Annotated in this window: 15 protein-coding genes; 6 read left to right on the top strand and 9 right to left on the bottom strand. The window is 50.1% G+C overall.

What is annotated here, in order from left to right:
• Positions 1-14: 14 nt before the first annotated feature.
• The 3 genes from GWC94_RS01710 to GWC94_RS01700 are packed head-to-tail and all read left to right on the top strand — an operon-like array spanning position 15 to position 2,075.
• The gene (locus tag GWC94_RS01710) at positions 15-800 is read left to right on the top strand and encodes a YHYH protein (protein ID WP_161833272.1); all 786 of its coding nucleotides are present in this window, start codon (positions 15-17) and stop codon (positions 798-800) included.
• On the top strand, positions 769-1,434 hold the full coding sequence (locus GWC94_RS01705; RefSeq protein WP_161833271.1) for a toxin-antitoxin system YwqK family antitoxin: 666 nt from the start codon (positions 769-771) through the stop codon (positions 1,432-1,434). The genes GWC94_RS01710 and GWC94_RS01705 overlap by 32 nt, the downstream gene beginning before the upstream one ends.
• A complete protein-coding gene (locus GWC94_RS01700) occupies positions 1,431-2,075 on the top strand; it encodes an SCO family protein (RefSeq protein ID WP_161833270.1) in 645 nt (214 codons plus the stop codon). Before GWC94_RS01705 ends, GWC94_RS01700 begins: the two co-directional genes overlap by 4 nt.
• A gap of 80 nt (positions 2,076-2,155) precedes the next feature.
• Here GWC94_RS01700 and GWC94_RS01695 read toward each other — a convergent pair whose 3' ends face one another.
• Positions 2,156-3,487, bottom strand: a complete 1,332-nt coding sequence (locus GWC94_RS01695) for a D-alanyl-D-alanine carboxypeptidase/D-alanyl-D-alanine-endopeptidase (RefSeq protein ID WP_161833269.1) — start codon at positions 3,485-3,487, stop codon at positions 2,156-2,158.
• Between the two features lie 100 nt (positions 3,488-3,587).
• Here GWC94_RS01695 and GWC94_RS01690 point away from each other — a divergent pair, with 100 nt between their 5' ends.
• Positions 3,588-5,630: a M13 family metallopeptidase gene (locus GWC94_RS01690; protein WP_161833268.1), complete on the top strand. Its 2,043-nt coding sequence runs from the start codon at positions 3,588-3,590 to the stop codon at positions 5,628-5,630.
• Positions 5,631-5,703: 73 nt separating this feature from the next.
• Here GWC94_RS01690 and GWC94_RS01685 read toward each other — a convergent pair whose 3' ends face one another.
• From GWC94_RS01685 to GWC94_RS01660, 6 genes are all read right to left on the bottom strand, one after another.
• Positions 5,704-6,837 (bottom strand): formimidoylglutamase, encoded by a 1,134-nt coding sequence (locus tag GWC94_RS01685; protein ID WP_161833267.1) that lies wholly within the window; start codon positions 6,835-6,837, stop codon positions 5,704-5,706.
• A 194-nt stretch (positions 6,838-7,031) separates the two neighbouring features.
• Positions 7,032-7,736, bottom strand: coding sequence for a response regulator transcription factor (locus GWC94_RS01680; RefSeq protein WP_161833266.1), 705 nt, complete (start codon positions 7,734-7,736; stop codon positions 7,032-7,034).
• Positions 7,733-8,707: a sensor histidine kinase gene (locus GWC94_RS01675; RefSeq protein ID WP_161833265.1), complete on the bottom strand. Its 975-nt coding sequence runs from the start codon at positions 8,705-8,707 to the stop codon at positions 7,733-7,735. The genes GWC94_RS01680 and GWC94_RS01675 overlap by 4 nt, the downstream gene beginning before the upstream one ends.
• Positions 8,704-9,168 (bottom strand): gliding motility lipoprotein GldH, encoded by a 465-nt coding sequence (locus GWC94_RS01670; protein WP_161833264.1) that lies wholly within the window; start codon positions 9,166-9,168, stop codon positions 8,704-8,706. The genes GWC94_RS01675 and GWC94_RS01670 overlap by 4 nt, the downstream gene beginning before the upstream one ends.
• Before the next feature lie 100 nt (positions 9,169-9,268).
• Positions 9,269-10,144 (bottom strand): YicC/YloC family endoribonuclease, encoded by an 876-nt coding sequence (locus GWC94_RS01665; protein ID WP_161833263.1) that lies wholly within the window; start codon positions 10,142-10,144, stop codon positions 9,269-9,271.
• A gap of 185 nt (positions 10,145-10,329) precedes the next feature.
• The gene (locus tag GWC94_RS01660) at positions 10,330-11,067 is read right to left on the bottom strand and encodes an NUDIX hydrolase (RefSeq protein WP_161833262.1); all 738 of its coding nucleotides are present in this window, start codon (positions 11,065-11,067) and stop codon (positions 10,330-10,332) included.
• Between the two features lie 121 nt (positions 11,068-11,188).
• Here GWC94_RS01660 and ligA point away from each other — a divergent pair, with 121 nt between their 5' ends.
• Together ligA and GWC94_RS01650 are read left to right on the top strand one after the other, a co-directional pair.
• Positions 11,189-13,342: an NAD-dependent DNA ligase LigA gene (gene ligA, locus GWC94_RS01655; RefSeq protein WP_161833261.1), complete on the top strand. Its 2,154-nt coding sequence runs from the start codon at positions 11,189-11,191 to the stop codon at positions 13,340-13,342.
• Between the two features lie 82 nt (positions 13,343-13,424).
• Positions 13,425-14,090 carry a DUF2461 domain-containing protein gene (locus GWC94_RS01650; protein ID WP_161833260.1) on the top strand — a complete coding sequence of 222 codons (666 nt, stop codon included), beginning with the start codon at positions 13,425-13,427 and terminating at the stop codon, positions 14,088-14,090.
• 190 nt (positions 14,091-14,280) lie between these two features.
• On the opposite strand, the gene GWC94_RS01645 is transcribed toward GWC94_RS01650, so the two are convergent.
• Together GWC94_RS01645 and GWC94_RS01640 are read right to left on the bottom strand one after the other, a co-directional pair.
• Positions 14,281-15,270, bottom strand: a complete 990-nt coding sequence (locus tag GWC94_RS01645; RefSeq protein WP_161833259.1) for an aspartate-semialdehyde dehydrogenase — start codon at positions 15,268-15,270, stop codon at positions 14,281-14,283.
• Between the two features lie 255 nt (positions 15,271-15,525).
• On the bottom strand, positions 15,526-16,446 hold the full coding sequence (locus GWC94_RS01640; RefSeq protein ID WP_161833258.1) for a PfkB family carbohydrate kinase: 921 nt from the start codon (positions 16,444-16,446) through the stop codon (positions 15,526-15,528).
• Between the last annotated feature and the right edge of the window lie 220 nt (positions 16,447-16,666).

Below are 16,666 nucleotides of genomic sequence, written 5' to 3'. Positions count from 1 at the left end.
GGAAAATCAGCCTTATGAACAGGATGTTCTGCTTTTTTACGCTGCTGGCGTTGATCGCCTGCAGCAAGAGTGGTGATAACACTAATACGAGCACCAACACCGGTACGAATACCGGCACAAACTCATCTGGAACAACGGTGGTGGATATTGCCGGCGTTGTTAACGCCAAAATGGTCACGGGGTATGTAACCGTTACGACCAGCGGCGATAACCTGGTGCTGCGGAGCGATGGGCGCCCCAACCACAAATCGCCCTACTGGGGTGCCGGCAATGCCCTGTATGAGGCGTTCCCCACGGGCCATGCCAGCAACCCGAATGGTGCCATCGGCGTACAGAATTACACCATGACCATTCCTTCCAAACCTGCGGTTGCCAGTACACACGAAGCCACCAGCCTGGGGCCTATCGGTATGGCGTTGAACGGCGTGGCCATATTCAATAACCTGGAGATGGGAGGTGTATCCATCGATGCGGGCATCATTTCCTCTTTCGACAAAGCAGGTGCGCACCCGGCGCAAAGCCAGAATTACCATTACCATGTTACCGGTGCTTACACTTCGCTGGACGATGCCAACCTGATCGGTTTTCTGCGCGATGGGTTTCCTTTGTACGGACGCAAGGACAAAGACGGCAGTTACCCCACCGGACTCGATGCATACAATGGTCATTTTGCCGCAACCACCGAATTTCCCAACGGCGTATACCATTACCATGCAGAGAACGTGAACTTCCTCAATTCCGGTTATTATATACTTAAATCGGGCAGTTATGCAGGCACCAAGGGCACATTTGTTTTTTAGCAGAACAGCACCGGCTGCATTTATTGTGGCCGGCCTGGTTTTTCTTGGCACGCTGTATGTTTTCAGGAAAACAACGGTTGTATTCGATACACCCGGACAAAACCTGTCGTTACCCGTTAAGGATTCCGTACCGGCGCGCGATACCATCCCGTCCCGGCATCCCGGTCTCCGGTTCCGGAACAACCTGTTTTATATTAACGGCGGCCTGTTTTCGGGGGTTATCAGGGCTTGTTATGCAAATGGGAAGACCCAATTCCTGGTACCTGTTTACGCGGGAATGCGGCACGGTATTTACAGGAGTTTTTATGCGGATGGAAGTATCTTCGAGATCCGTTGCTACCAACACAACCTTGCCAACGGAAGACATCTTGGCTATTGGCGCAACGGAAAAAGAAAATTCGATTACCAGTATAGGGATGACCGACGCAACGGCTACCTGTATCAATGGTATGAAAACGGGAAACCTTATATGGTAACACATTATATACAGGATCAGGAAGACGGCTTACAGCAGGCATGGAGAACCAGCGGCAAACTGTTTATCAATTATGTTGCAAAGAACGGGCGCAAATACGGGCTCGAAGAAACACAGCTTTGTTACACCGTTCGCAAACAGCAAATACCTAAGCTATGACAAAAGCCCTGGTGTTTGCCTGTATGACAGCTGGCTTTACCGCATGCCATTCTCCGGAAAAAGCCAAGCCATCCGTACAGAAACTGCCCTATTACCGGTCCGCAGATTTTACGCCGCTGTTTGCCGATACGGTCCCCGATAATTTTCATCGTATTCCGGCGTTTACGCTGACTGCGCATACGGGCAAACCTGTCACCGAAAAAGACCTCGATGGAAAGATCACCGTTGCCGATTTCTTTTTTACGGCCTGTCCCGGCATCTGCCCCAGGATGACCACCAACATGAAACTATTGCAGGACAGTTTCCTGCACGAAACGCATGTGCAGCTTCTCTCCCATTCCGTAACCCCCGATCGCGACAGCGTGTCTGTGCTGCGCGCCTATGCGCAAAAAAAAGGTGTTAATGAAAAGCGATGGCTGCTGTTGACAGGAGATAAAAAAAACATTTACGATCTCGGCAGAAAATACTACTTCGTTGAGGAAGATATGGGACTTAAAAAAGACAGTTCGGAATTCCTGCACACGGAAAACTTTATCCTGCTCGACGGGCGGCGCAGGATCCGCGGCATTTACAACGGTCTCAGTCTGGCCTCCATGCAAAACCTGATCGCCGATATCCGGGAATTGCTGAAAACGTTATGATCTCCCTGTCCCTTCGGTAAGAGAAACAGGTAGGCCTTTACAGCAGCTGCGCAGGGATGGGTTTCCGAAAACAGAGATGCCTAATAATTGTCGACGATGCCGGTGAGGAATTTCTCAATCCCTTTACGGATAGCGGCTGCGGGGGCCATGGCTGCATTGACCATAACGGAGAACACCAGTGTTCTGCCTTTTTTTGTAAGCAGGTAACCGCTCAAGGCAAGGTGGTTACTGAGGCTGCCGGTTTTGGCATAGATATATCCTGCGTAGTTTTTATAATAGCTGGCCAGCGTACCCGTTCCGCCCGTAGGCAGGATCGCAGTAATTCTTTTCCAGGGAAATTCATTTTTCATTTTGGTGAGCAGCCATACAAAATCCTGCGGCGATACCAGGTTATACCTGCTGAGCCCGCTGCCATCCACCCATTTGGGTTTTTGCGGCATGTCTTTGTAATCCGATTTCAGCAGGGTATCGATGAGTTTTGTATCGCTCATAAAACCGAATTGTTCATTGCTTACCATTAATAGCGACTGCTCGGCAAAGAAATTATCGCTGCGGTGCATCATAATGGCCAGCATACTGTCGGTGGGCTGCGAATAAACGGTCTTTGCAGCGGGACTGATTGTCTCCTCGCTTACCGCTATCGCCGTATGCAAAGTGTCTGCCAGCAGTTTAATGAACAGGGGGATGTCATTATCCGTTTTTGTGGTAAACGGAACCGCTTCGCCCGCGGCGGGAAAGTCGGCTGCCTTGCCGGCGATGCCATAGAATGCATTGTTGGTTTCCTTTCTGGAAAACCGGGTGGCTTTGCGCTGCGCCGGCGCTGTTTTATTAATGGCCGACAGGTTACTCGAATCATAAAAAAAATGCGGGGATACGCCGAGGCTGTCATTACGGTAATAAAAAGAAACCGTATTGCCATATACAGGCATAGCGCTTCTTTCGGGCATATAATCCGCTTCGTAATCGTCCCATGCCCAGCCACGGCCCAGCGGCTGAAACCGGTTTTGCGGGTTGGGCGCATACGCCATTGCGGGCAATTGTTTCAACAGCTCCAGTACCGGCTGTTTTGCAAAATCCGGATGCAGGAAAGTGGGGTCTGCGGTTGGGCTGATCCGTACCTTCCCATCGCCCTGGCGTTCGTACCGCATTCCCGGCAAACTGTCGCTCAGGTATTTCATCACCGCGTAACAGGTAAGCAGTTTGGTATTGCTGGCGGGAACGAAAAATTTATCGCCCTGGTGATCGAAAAGATAGCTTGCTTTTGCAGGATCGTATACACTGATGCCGATATGGGCCGAAGCAAAATCGGTATTGGACAGGATGGCGCTGTCTGCCGCGGCAGACAATTTACGGGAGCTGCTGCAGGAGCTCAGCAACAGCAGCAACAAACAGATACCGGCGGTGTTTCGCATATGGTTTGGTTATACTGGTGCTAAATTTAGCCCATTCATCCATTATCCGCCTGCGATTACCGGCAAATCCCTAACTTGGTTACCCTCAAAAAAACTTGCTATGAAAATCAATACTACGGCGCTGCTTGCGGCAGGTCTGCTATCGGGATGCCTTGCCTTTGCATCGGGCGATGACAGATTCTCGAAGGAAATTCCAAAATACATCGACAGAGCGAATATGGATCTGTCGGTAAACCCCGGCAACAATTTTTACCGCTATGCCAATGGCGGATGGTTAAGGAAAAATCCCGTGCCCGGTTCCAAAACGCGCTGGGGCAGTTTTGATATGCTGCGCGAAGAAAGCTCCAGGCGCCTGCAGAACCTGCTGCAGGATGCGGCTAAAAAAACCAACCGCGACCGCAAAACACAGATCATCGGCGATTTTTATACCAGCGGCATGGACAGTATTGCCATTGAAGCCAGGGGTTACCAGCCCATTAAAACCGATCTTGACAGGATCGCCAATATCGGTTCTACTGCAGACGTATTGCATGAGATCGCCTATCTGAAGATCAACGGCCTGGGCAGCGCACTGTTTAACATGGCCGTTGGGCCCGACAGGAAAAATGTTACCAGGTACATACCCAATATCAGCCAGGGCGGCACCACGCTTGGCGACAGGGATTATTACCTCAACAACGACCCCCGCAGTATTGCGATCCGCGAGGCTTATGGCAATTACCTGCGCAGGGCTTTTTCGCTGGTGGGACAGGATGCTGCAACGGCCGCGGCAAGTGCAGAGACCGTTCTGAAAATAGAGACCGCTTTGGCCAAAGCGCAGCTGTCGCGCATTCAGATGCGCGATCCCAACGCCACCTATAACAAGTTTTCCGTGGCGGATCTTTCCGCCGTTACGCCGAATATGAACTGGGCAAATATCCTCGCTGAGTCCAGGATAGCGGGCGCCGACAGCGTGGTGGTCACCAATCCTGCTTTTGTAAAAACGGTGAACGAAATGCTTGTTGCTGTTCCCGTGGGCGAATGGAAAACCTACCTGAAATGGAACCTGATCAAAAACGCCGCACCGTACCTCAGCAGTGCGTTTGTAAATGCTGAATTTGCTTTCAGCAAAGTGGTGAGCGGACAAAAAGAGCAGACCCCCAGGTGGCAGCGGCTCAGTAGTCTGATAGATCGTACACTCGGAGATATGATCGGGGAATTGTATGTGACTAAATATTTCAAACCCGAAGCCAAGGACTATATGGTGAAGATGGTAAACAACCTGCAAAGCACTTTTGCCGATCGTATCCGCCGTCTCGACTGGATGAGCGATGAAACCAAGACGAAAGCGCTTGAGAAACTGAATGCCATCGCCAAAAAAATCGCTTACCCCGATAAATGGAAAACATACGATGGCGTTACCACCGACCGGCGCGATTTCTACGGCAATGTGCGCAGGGTAAGTGTATGGCAGTATACCTACAATGTGAGCAGGATGGGTAAACCCGTTGACCGCAAGGAAATGGGCATGACACCTCCTACGATCAACGCTTCGTATAGTCCTTCGAATAACGATATCACGTTTCCTGCCGGCATCCTGCAGTTTCCTTTCTTTGATTTCGGGGCCGATGATGCGGTCAATTACGGCGGCATTGCGGCGGTGATAGGCCACGAGATAACCCATGGCTTTGATGACCAGGGCAGGCAGTTTGATGCAAGCGGCAACCTGAAAGACTGGTGGGCCAGATCAGATGCGGATAAATTCAAATCCCGCGCCGACCAGGTGGTGGCGCAATACAATGCACTGACCGTGCTCGACACTATCCATGTACAGGGCAAACTGACGCTCGGTGAAAACCTTGCCGATCTTGGCGGTCTGAATATGGCGTACGAAGCGTTCACCAAGACCAGGCAGTTCAAAGAAGGAAAAAAGATAGACGGGTTAACACCGCAGCAGCGTTTCTTCCTGAGCTGGGCACAGATCTGGCGTAACAACACCCTGCCCGAAACCGCGGCCAACCTCATCAAAACAGACCCGCATTCACCCGGCGAACACCGCGCCAACGCACCCGTTACCAATATCGATGCGTGGTACGATGCATTCCAGGTAAAACCGGGCGATAAAATGTATAAACCTGCGGAGGAAAGAATTAAGGTTTGGTAAACGGGTGGTGGGGTCCGTAGTCTGTGGTTTGTGGTTCGTTGAATCAACCCCAAACCACAGACTACAGACTATCTCAGCTTCTCTCCACCGCGCGCATCCATCTCTCGGGTATATCGTTTCTGCTGGCGGTAAGGTAATCGTGGTAGCTGCAGGCGGCAAACTCGCCGGTATGCATCTGCATCCACCAGCGGCCGGTGCGTTTGCTTCGGAGAAAGGCTGTCTCCACTTCGCCAAACGCAATGGTAAACTCGTCGAATTCGGCCCTGTTGCTGATCTCCGCCTCCTGCTTTCCCCTGTTAATGCCGTCCATCACATACCACAGCATATGCGATACCTGTTTGGCGGTAAGCTGGTGCTGGTCCTGCTGCGGTATATAACCGTAGATGCCGATACTGGTGCATTGCCTGCTCATGCCCGCATACTGCATGAGTGTACAGGCTTCCTCGCCGTTAAAACCATTGGGGGTGATATGATTGGCAGGTGCATGTGCATATTGAATGGCGGCGATATCAAAACTCAGCATATCGCCGTTACGGATAGCTGGTTCCATTTCTTCTATGGCCTCTTTGACTTTTCCGACGCGAAAACAATCGAACCCCAGTTTGTCGATCGTTTCCAGCATATTGGGATGCATAAAATAACTCTGAAAACCGATATGCGTGTAATGTTTCAGGTGATTGGGCATGCCTGTGAACATATCCACTAAAAAATTATCGGCAGGCAATACACTGTCCATATCCAGATCGATCCTGGCATCCACGCAGACCGCGTCGATGATCTTACTCTGTACACCGTAAGCCTGGTACTGTGCCGTGGTATTATCATGCGAACCTCCGATAATGACCACTTTTTTACCCTGCTCCACCAATTCGTTGATCACCGTGCGAAGCGCCGCATAACTGTCGGGCAGACTTGCTCCGGTTTTTACATTGCCCAGGTCGGCCACTTTTACCGCCGTATGCCAGTGAAAAAGCCTGTAATACTCCGAGCGGATAATATCGGGGGCGTCTGTCTTGTTATGCTGTATGCCCGAGCCCCGCATTTCGCCGCAGCCGATCAGTACCATATCGGCTTCTGTTATATCGGGGAATGATTCGTCGTATACGGCAATATGTTTTCCCAGCTGTGTTTCCTTAAAGCCCTCATCGTTGGATATCTGGGCGATATTCACCGGTTCGAGAAAATCTATGATTGTTTGGAGAGACATGAATGGTTGGTTTGCATTTGCAAGAACGAAAAGAAGCGCGGTTTATTGTCAAGCGGGGCTTGAATTAGCGGATTAACGGATTGCAGATTCGCGGATTGTTTTCCTGTAAAATTGTTTTTCTTCGTTTCAGTGTAACCCGGATAAAATACAGACGACCACCGCAGAAAACGAATAATCCGCGAATCCGAAATCCGCTAATCCGTATACTTATACCCCACCCCTCTCACCGAATGGAAATAGCGGGGGTTGCGGCTGTCTTCTTCAAAATATTTGCGGAAGTTGAGAATGAAATTATCGATGGTACGCGTGGTGGGGTAAACATTGTAGCCCCAGACCACCTGCAGGATTTTTTCCCTGGTTACCACGTCTCCTTTGTTCTCGATCAGCAGTTTCAGCAGCATGGCTTCCTTCTTGCTGAGCTCCACACGCTGCCCGCTCCAGGTGATGGCATCCTGGGCTTTGAAGTCTATTTTGTTATTCCCAAAATCGTACGCATCGCCGATGCCTTCTTTTTCCTGTATCTTTTTGTTCTTGTCGATCAGCTTGCCTACACGCAGCAGCAGCTCTTCCAGGTTAAAGGGTTTGGTCAGGTAATCGTCGGCGCCTTTCTTCAATCCCAGTACTTTGTCGGCACCGGCGTTTTTGGCGCTGAGCATCAGGATGGGCACTTCGTTATGGTTAACGCGGATACTTTCTGTTACGCTGATGCCGTCCAGTTCCGGCAGCATAATGTCCATGATGATCAGATCAAAATATTCGTTGCCTACCTTACGCAGTGCCTCGCTGCCATCAAAGGCAGAGGTAACATCATACCCCTCCATTTCCAGGTTCAGGCGAAGGGTTTCGTGCAGGTTTTCCTCGTCTTCTACCAGCAATATATTGGCCTTATTGTCTTTCATGGTCTGAACAGTACGGCAAAATTAGTTCCCGAGGGCTTATGATCTGTCACAGAAATGTAGCCATTATGGCTTTCTGCGATCTTCCTGCACAGGTAAAGACCCAGGCCGGTGCCTTTTGTTTTGCGGGTGTTCTCATTGCCGATCCGGTAAAATTTCTCGAACACCTTTTTTCTTTCCTCCGCAGGTATGCCGTACCCTTCGTCTAAAACAGACAACCGGATCCTACCCTGTTCGTTGCCCAGGCAAACCCGCACCGGTGTATCTTTCGGGGAATATTTTATCGCGTTTTCGACCAGGTTGTTTACGAGCATCTGCAGTAACAGCGTGTCTCCGTTCAGGTAAATTGCTTGGGTGATAGCTTCTTCAACGACACGTTGCGGAAAACGCATCCTGAAATCGTCCACGCAACCTTCTACCAGATCGGTCAGGTTGATCTCCTGTTTATTGGAAACATACCCCGCATCAAGCTGGGTGGCCAGCAGGATATTGTTGCAGAGCATATTCAGCCGGTTGGCTTCCTGCAGGGTACTGCTGATCAGTTTCTGCTGTTTCTCTTCATCGAGTTTTCTTTTTTGCAGGGTCTCGAGATTCAGCTGGGTAACGGCGATCGGGGTTTTCAGTTCGTGGGTGATCGCCATCAGGAAATTCTGCTGCTGCTGCGACAGGCGGAACTGTCTTCGTGTGGCACGAAATACGAACACCGCACCCACTACGATCACTGCCAGGAAAGTAATACCCTCGCCGAGGTACTGTGCGGTCTTTCTTTTTTTGATGTCTTCTATCTCCGACGCTCTTGAAAAATAAGCCGGATCGTCTTTATACTGCAGCTCATTCAGCCGGATGGTGGCGATATTTTTATTCTGGTTCTCCAAAGCCAGGAACCAGAACAGCAGGGCGGCGATCATGTATAACAGCAGCAGCCAGTAAACAGTTGTTGCCACCGCCAGTCTATGTTTCCGGAAAAAACTCATGGCTGCACTTTTTCCACGCGGATGCCCGCATTGAGCACAGACTGCAGCGGATCCTCGCGCATGGTTTGCTGCAGGGTAAAGGTATAAGCGCCTTTGCGGAGTTTTACGGGCGATTGCGTAATACGGGTACGGTGATCATACACATCGTCCATACCGGTGCCCAGCCAGCCGCGTGTATTGTCTGCCAGCTTGATATCCACCTGCTGCGTAACCGCCGTATCGCCTGGCGCCCGGGTAATAATGTTCAGCCAGAGGTTATTGAAATGATAGGCGTCTTCGTGACGGAAGACCACAAAAATATGGTACCGCGCGGCAGTGTCTTCCACCTGGAAATAAAAAGACGGCTTTTCACTGCCCGGCCATTCGTGTTTGGGAAAGAATACCGTTCGTTCAAATACATCCATTGTACCGCAACCGGCAATCATGCATACAACCACCGCCGTAACAAGAAATTTTTTCACCATGATGGATTTGGGCAAAGATAGGAAACACGGGGCGTGAAGCGCGGGCCGAAAAAAGTGAGCACCGGTTAAATCCGCCAAAACAGGCAATCCATCGGCCTCAGAGCACGTTCAATATCTGCTCCTTCGCCTTCTCCAGCTCGTCTTTCATAAGGATCACGCATTTCTGGATGGTGGAATCGTAGGCTTTTGAGCCGGTGGTATTGATCTCGCGGCCGATCTCCTGCAGGATAAAGGACAGTTTTTTACCCTTTCCCGTTTCGGTGTCGGTGAGCACGGACCTGAAATAGTCGCAATGGTTCTTTAAACGCACCTGCTCTTCGCTGATATCCATCTTTTCAATGTAATAGATCAGCTCCTGCTCAAGCCTGTTGGCATCGTAGCCGTCGGCGCCCAGGTTTTCCTCCAGCAGTTTGATAAGTCCCTCCCGGATCTTGGTACGGCGGGCAGGCTCCAGTCCGGCAACCGTTGTCTGGTGCGATTCAATATTCGTTATCCGAAGCACCAGGTCTTCCTCGATGGATTTACCTTCATCAAGCCTGTGCCTGTTCAGTTCGGCTATGGCATCGCGCAATACATTTTCAAAACATTTCCAGTCTTCATCGCCCAGCACTTCTGTTGAGGGTGTGATCACATCGGGCAGTTTCAGCAGGGTACCGAGTATATCACCTGTTTCCAGTTTCAATTCCGCAGCCAGCTGAGCCACGGGTTCGTAATAGGCTTTTGCCAGATCGGTGTTGATGGAGACGGGTTTGCCCGCACCGTTCTGTTTGATGGTGATGGTGCATTCCACACTCCCCCGCTGCAAACCCTCGTTGAGCAGGTTACGCACTTCAAATTCGTAGGGCTTCAGTAAGGCAGGGATGCTCAGACGAAGATCAAACTGCTTACCGTTAAGCGAACGAACTTCCACCAGATAGCTCTTATCCGCCAGCGTCTGTTCCGCTCTTCCATAACCCGTCATTGAATGTAACATAAGGAGTAGGTTGTTTGTAAATGTAGGGATTAATCAATTGGGAAATTTGGTCATTTGAAAATTTGAAAATGGATTGTATGGCTTAATGGCTGTATGGCTCAATTGTTACAGCTGTATGATTCCGCTGTCAGCGGGAAACAAGCTGTACCCACAATTTCAAATTTTCAAATGATCAAATTTTCAAATTAAAAATCAATCCCCACCCATTTCCGCTTATTCCGTTCGTATTTTTCGAAGTTGAATTTGTAGAGTTTGCCGGGGCGATGGGGAACATCCTGTTCCATTTCGTCGATATCGATGAGCAGGTCCATAGAAGCGAATTTTTTTCGAAAATTCCGTCTGTCGAGGGATATCCCCAGGATAGCCTCATACAGGTTCTGTAATTCGCGGAGTGAGAATTTTTCGGGGAGCAGGTTAAAACCAAGCGGATGCTCCTGTATACGTTTCTGCAGCCACTGGTAGCAAACATCGACGATTTCCTTATGATCGAAAGCCATCTCGGAAAGCGACGATACGCTATGCCAGTGAAGATCGTTATCATGAATTTTCAACTCGTGGTGGTTCACGTTCAGCAGTGAACAATATGCTATGGTGATCACACGTCCGCCGGGGTGGCGGGCTGGGTGACTGAAGGCCCTGACCTGGTCCAGGAACACATCGTTCATTCCGGTTCTTTCCTTCAGGATACGGTAGGCGGCATTCTCAAGGTCTTCATCGTCTTTAACCATGTCTCCGAGCAATGATAATTTGCCTTCATAAATGGCCAGGTCGCTTTTGATCAGCAATACTTTCAGTTTGTTTTCTTCAAAACCAAAGATCACACAGTCAACAGTGAGGGGAACTTTCGGATAAGAGTTTACCAGTTCCCTGGCATCGGCAATAAGATGGGCATTGTGAGAAACGCCGGCAGCATTTTTTTTCATCGCAAAACATCAGGCACTTTGTGGATCGGGCCAGGCGAACAAGATACAAAGATTCTGCATCGCAACCGATGTTTCCCGGTAAACTTACAAGCGCTTACCTTTAAGGGCCAATTTTTACCCTATGTACGGTACCCAACAGACCCGCGAGTTACAGGAACAGTCCCGGGTATTGCTGATGCATGCACAAATACCCGGCAGTACGGCCGCAAATGAAATAGCGCAGTTAAGGAACCTGCTCCGCTTTCACGAGTACCGCTATTATGTACTCAACGAACCGCTTGTCTCCGATTTTGAATACGACCAGCTATACCAGTTGTTACTGCGTACCGAGAACAAACACCCTGCGCTGCAAACACCCGATTCTCCCACGCAGCGGGTGGGCAGCAGCCTGAACCAGGGATTTGCCACGGTACAGCACCTGGTGCCCATGCTGAGCCTCGACAACAGTTATAATGCGGACGACCTGCTCGATTTCGACCGCAAAGCAAGGGAGCTCTCCGGTCTTGACACGATCGACTATTGCATTGAACCCAAGTTCGACGGCGCAAGTATCTCACTGATCTACGAGAACGATATGCTGGCCCGGGCAGCTACCCGCGGCGATGGTGTGGAAGGAGAAGAGATCACCAATAACCTGAAACAGGTAAGATCCATCCCGCTGACGGCCGAATTCTCCAGGTACGGCCTGCAGCAGATAGAGATACGCGGTGAAGTGATCATGAGCAAAAAATCATTTGACCGTTACAACGGCTGGCTGGCGGAACAGGCACTGCCTCCCCTGGCCAATCCCCGCAACGCCGCATCGGGAAGCCTGCGTATGAAAGATCCCAAAGAAGTGCATCGCAGGGGACTGGATGCGTTCCTTTACCATGTCAGTTTTTTTACGATGGCGGACGGATGGCAGAAATCGGACGAGAACCATGATGCAGACATCAAAGACCACCTGGAAAAAGGAGACCCGCTGCGCACGCATTCCGGTTCGCTGAAAATGCTGTGGGACCTGGGTTTCCGGTCTCCCGAAAAAGAAAAAAGAGTGGTAAAGGGTATTCAGGCAGTGATCGATTACTGTCATGAGTTCGAAGCAAAACGCGATGACCTGCCCTACGAGATCGACGGCATGGTGGTAAAAGTGAACGATGTTGTTTTACAGGATAAACTGGGTATGACCTCGCACCACCCCCGGTGGGCGGTTGCCTTTAAATTCAAAGCTCGGCAGGCAACCACTGCCCTCAGGGGCGTGGAGTTTCAGGTGGGCAGAACGGGAGCCGTTACCCCTGTTGCCAAACTGGATCCCGTGTACCTGGGCGGTGTTACCGTATCCAGCATCTCGATACACAACGAAGAGTATATCCGCGAAAAAGACCTGAAGATCGGCGATACCGTACTGATCGAACGCGCGGGCGATGTGATACCGCAGATCGTAAAATCGATGCCCGAGCTGCGCGACGGATCAGAAACCGCCATCGCATTTCCGCGCAGTTGCCCTGTCTGCAAAAGTGAATTGTTCAAGGAGGAAACCGAAGCCGTATGGCGCTGCATCAACATAGAATGCGAGGCGCAGGTGGTTGAGAAAATGATCCATTTTGTGAGCAAGGACGCGATGGACATCAAAAGTTTCGGCGAAGCCAATGTGCGCAAATTTTATGAACTCGGTTTCCTGAAAGATATCCCCGGCATATACCGTTTGCCTTATGATAAAATAGGCGGGCTGGAAGGCTTTGGAAAAAAAAGCCTCGACAACCTCAAAGCGGCGATAGAAGCTTCCAGACAGCAGCCGCTGCACAGGCTCGTTTACGCATTGGGCATCCGCTTTGTTGGCGAGACCACCGCCAAAACACTCGCCAATTCCGTGGAAAATATCTTCGATTTCAAAGACCGTTCGGAAGAGGACCTGACACAGATGGAGGATGTGGGTGTGAAAGTGGCAAAAAGCATCCACCAGTTTTTTCTGAACGAACAGAACCTGCACATGCTGAAAGAGCTGGAACAGCTGGGTCTGCAGCTGAAGAACCAAAAAAAACAGGCGGTAGCTGCGGGCTCTTTAACGGGTAAGACCTTCCTGTTCACCGGCACACTCGCCAAACTCAAACGCAGCGAAGCCGAAGCCATGGCCGAAGCCCGGGGCGGTGTGATCGTCAGCGGCGTCAGCGCCAAACTCAATTACCTGGTGGTGGGCGAAGACGCCGGCAGCAAACTTGAAAAAGCAAAAAAGATCAATACGGTGAAAATTATTTCGGAAGATGAATTTTTGGAGTTGGCGGGGGAGGAGGCGTGAGACGTCAAACGTGAGTTGGCGTTAGTTGAGGGAAGTGAAATGTGTGATTTGCTTTTTATTTTTGAACTTTGAATTTTACTGTATGCTTAATCCAGGCACGCTTTCCTTTCTGAAAAAACTGGCTAAGAGCAATAACCGCGAATGGTTTGAAAAGAACCGCGGAGCTTACGAGGAGGCCAAATCGGATATGATCGGGATGATCAGCGAGGTGGTCAGCGGTTTTGGTAAAAAAGATCCCACGATCGCTGCATTGTCGGGCAGGGATTGCCTGTACCGTATCAACAGGGATATCCGTTTCAGCAAAGACAAATCTCCCTACAAGAAAAACATGGCCGCCAGCCTGATCAGCGGCGGCAAGAAATCTGACCTCGCAGGTTACTATATTCATATCGAACCGGGCAGCTCCTTTATCGGTGGCGGCAAGTACATGACAGATCCGCCGATGCTGAAGCGAATCCGGCAGGAGATAGACTATAACTGGGAAGCGTTCCGCGCCATACTCAGGAGCAGAAAATTTGTTTCCGTCTACGGCGATCTCGACAAAAGCCCCGAATTCTCCTTAAGCAGGGAGCCCAAGGATTATGAAAAAGACAATCCCGCCATCGATTATATCAAGCTCAAAAGCTGGATCGCATTTCACCCGCTCACAGATGCCGAACTTACAGACAAAACCCTTGTCAAAAAGATCATCCAGTCCTTCGAAGCACTGCAACCGATGATTTATTTTTTGAACAGGGCGATTGAGTAATTTGAAAATTTGGCAATTTGAAAATTTGAAAATGGGATATTGGCAGCTGGATACCTTCTTATAGCCATATAACCATGCACCCATTAAGCAATGCTCTCATTTTCAAATTTTCAAATTGCCGAATTTTCAAATTAAAAAGCCCCGTTTTCACGGGGCTGTCTCACGGTTGCCTGCACTCACTCACAATTTTTTACAGCAGTCCTTTAGCGCTAAGGTATTCGGCGATCTGCACTGCGTTGGTAGCTGCGCCCTTTCTGAGGTTATCGCTTACGATCCACATATTGAGGGTATTGGCCTGGGTTTCGTCGCGGCGCAGCCTGCCTACAAACACTTCGTCTTTTTCATGCGCCCACAAAGGCATGGGATACAACGCTGCGGCAGGATCGTCCTGTACAATGATACCGGGGGCTTTGCTTAACAGGTCTTTTACCTCAGCCAGATCGAAATCATGCACAAATTCCAGGTTTACGCTTTCGCTGTGACCGCCCACCACGGGTATACGCACAGTGGTTGCGGTTACTTTGATGGTATCGTCGCCCATGATCTTGCAGGTTTCTTTTACCATTTTCATTTCTTCCTTGGTATAACCGTTGTCAAGAAAAACATCTATCTGGGGTATTACGTTCAGGTCTATCTGGTATTTGTAAGCCATTTCGCCCGGCACTTTGTTTCGTTCATTAAACAGCTGGTCAACCGCTTTCTTGCCGGTGCCTGTTACACTCTGGTAGGTGCTTACCACAACGCGTTTGATACCGTATCTTTTGTGCAAAGGCTGCAGCGCCACCACCATCTGTATGGTAGAGCAGTTGGGGTTGGCAATGATCATGTCTTCGGCAGTGAGCACATCCGCGTTCACCTCGGGTACCACCAGTTTTTTGGCGGGATCCATACGCCAGGCAGAGGAGTTATCGATGACCTTGATGCCGGCCTCCGCAAATTTCGGCGCCCATTCGAGCGAAGTGCTGCCGCCTGCAGAGAAAATAGCAACAGCCGGTTTCGCGTCAATGCCTTCCTGCATACCCACCACCTTGTATTTCTTTCCCTTGAACTCCACTTCCTTACCTACGGATCTTTCTGAAGCCACGGGAACCAGTTCGGTTACCGGGAAATTGCGTTCTGCGAGAACCTGCATCATTTTGGTGCCAACCAGACCGGTGGCGCCTACGACTGCTACTTTCATTTGGGTTTGTTTGTTGTTTTAGGTTTACATAAAAAAAAGACCCTCCGTTTCGGGAAGGCCTTCAGTATTATATGGACTCATACAAAAACGTAAAGCACTTCCCGTCAGAGAGGTTTCTTGGTACGTTTTGTATGTTTCTTATTCATCATTGTACTGCGAATGTAATACGGGAGAAATTGTCTGCCAAAAAAAATTCTGGCCTGGCTGGACCGAATTGCCTTCCGCAGGCAATACAGCCATTCAGCCATTCAGCAATTACACCAGGCTGATATCAAAATTCACCAGCTGAACAAACTCGTTCATCCTGGCATCAATATCTGCCTTGTTGATCTGGCGGAGTCTTTCGGTGCCGAATTTTTCCACGCAGAAAGAAGCCATCGCGCTGCCCAGGATAATACCTGTTTTCATGTTTTCGAACGAGATATCCTTGGTACGCGCCAGGTGGCCGATAAAACCGCCGGCAAAAGTATCGCCCGCACCGGTGGGATCGAACACTTCCTCGAGCGGAAGCGCCGGTGCAAAGAACACCTGTTTGCCATGGAACAACAGCGCCCCGTGTTCCCCTTTTTTGATGATTACGTATTTGGGACCCATCTTCATAATGGTGGATGCGGCCCTGAGAAGGGAATAGTCGCCGCTTAACTGTCTTGCTTCGCTGTCGTTCACCATCAGCACATCCACCATTGATATGGTCTTGCGCAGATCGTCCATCGCCACTTCCATCCAGAAGTTCATGGTATCCATCACGATCAGTTTAGGACGTGTTTTCAGTTGGCTGATCACACTGCTCTGTACGGAGGGAAGCAGGTTACCGAGCATCAGGAATTCGCAATCCTGGTAGCTGTCAGGCACCACGGGATCGAAGTTGGCCAGCACGTTCAGCTGCGTATCAAGCGTATCGCGGGTATTCATATCCATATGATAACGGCCGCTCCAGAAAAACGTCTTCTCGTCCTTCTTAACCTGTACGCCTTCGAGCGATACATTGCGCGCAGTGAGCGCATCCAGTTCGGTCTGCGGAAAATCGCCGCCCACAACGGATATCTGTTTAACAGGGGTGAAATTGGAAGCGCACCATGCAATATAGGTGCCCGCTCCGCCGATGATTTTATCGCTTTTGCCAAACGGCGTCTCAATAGCATCAAAGGCCATAGATCCGACAACAACTAGGGACATAATAGGTGATTTTGGTATCGGGGGCCGAAATTAAGGGTTTCGGGCGATTAATAAAGATTCCAGGATTAGCGGATGATGAATTAGCGGATTGTGTTTGGCGTGGTTCTGGTTTAGTGCATCCTGTGCTTGGGGCGGCTTCAATAAATCAGGACACAAAAAAGACCGTATTCCGAACCTGAAACGCCAATCCGCTAATCCATCATCCGCCAATCCTTTAGTC

Source organism: Sediminibacterium soli, from assembly GCF_009939225.1.
Lineage (GTDB): Bacteria > Bacteroidota > Bacteroidia > Chitinophagales > Chitinophagaceae > Sediminibacterium > Sediminibacterium soli.
The sequence above is the reverse complement of the archived record's forward strand: the minus strand, read 5'-3'. Positions and strand labels throughout refer to the sequence as shown.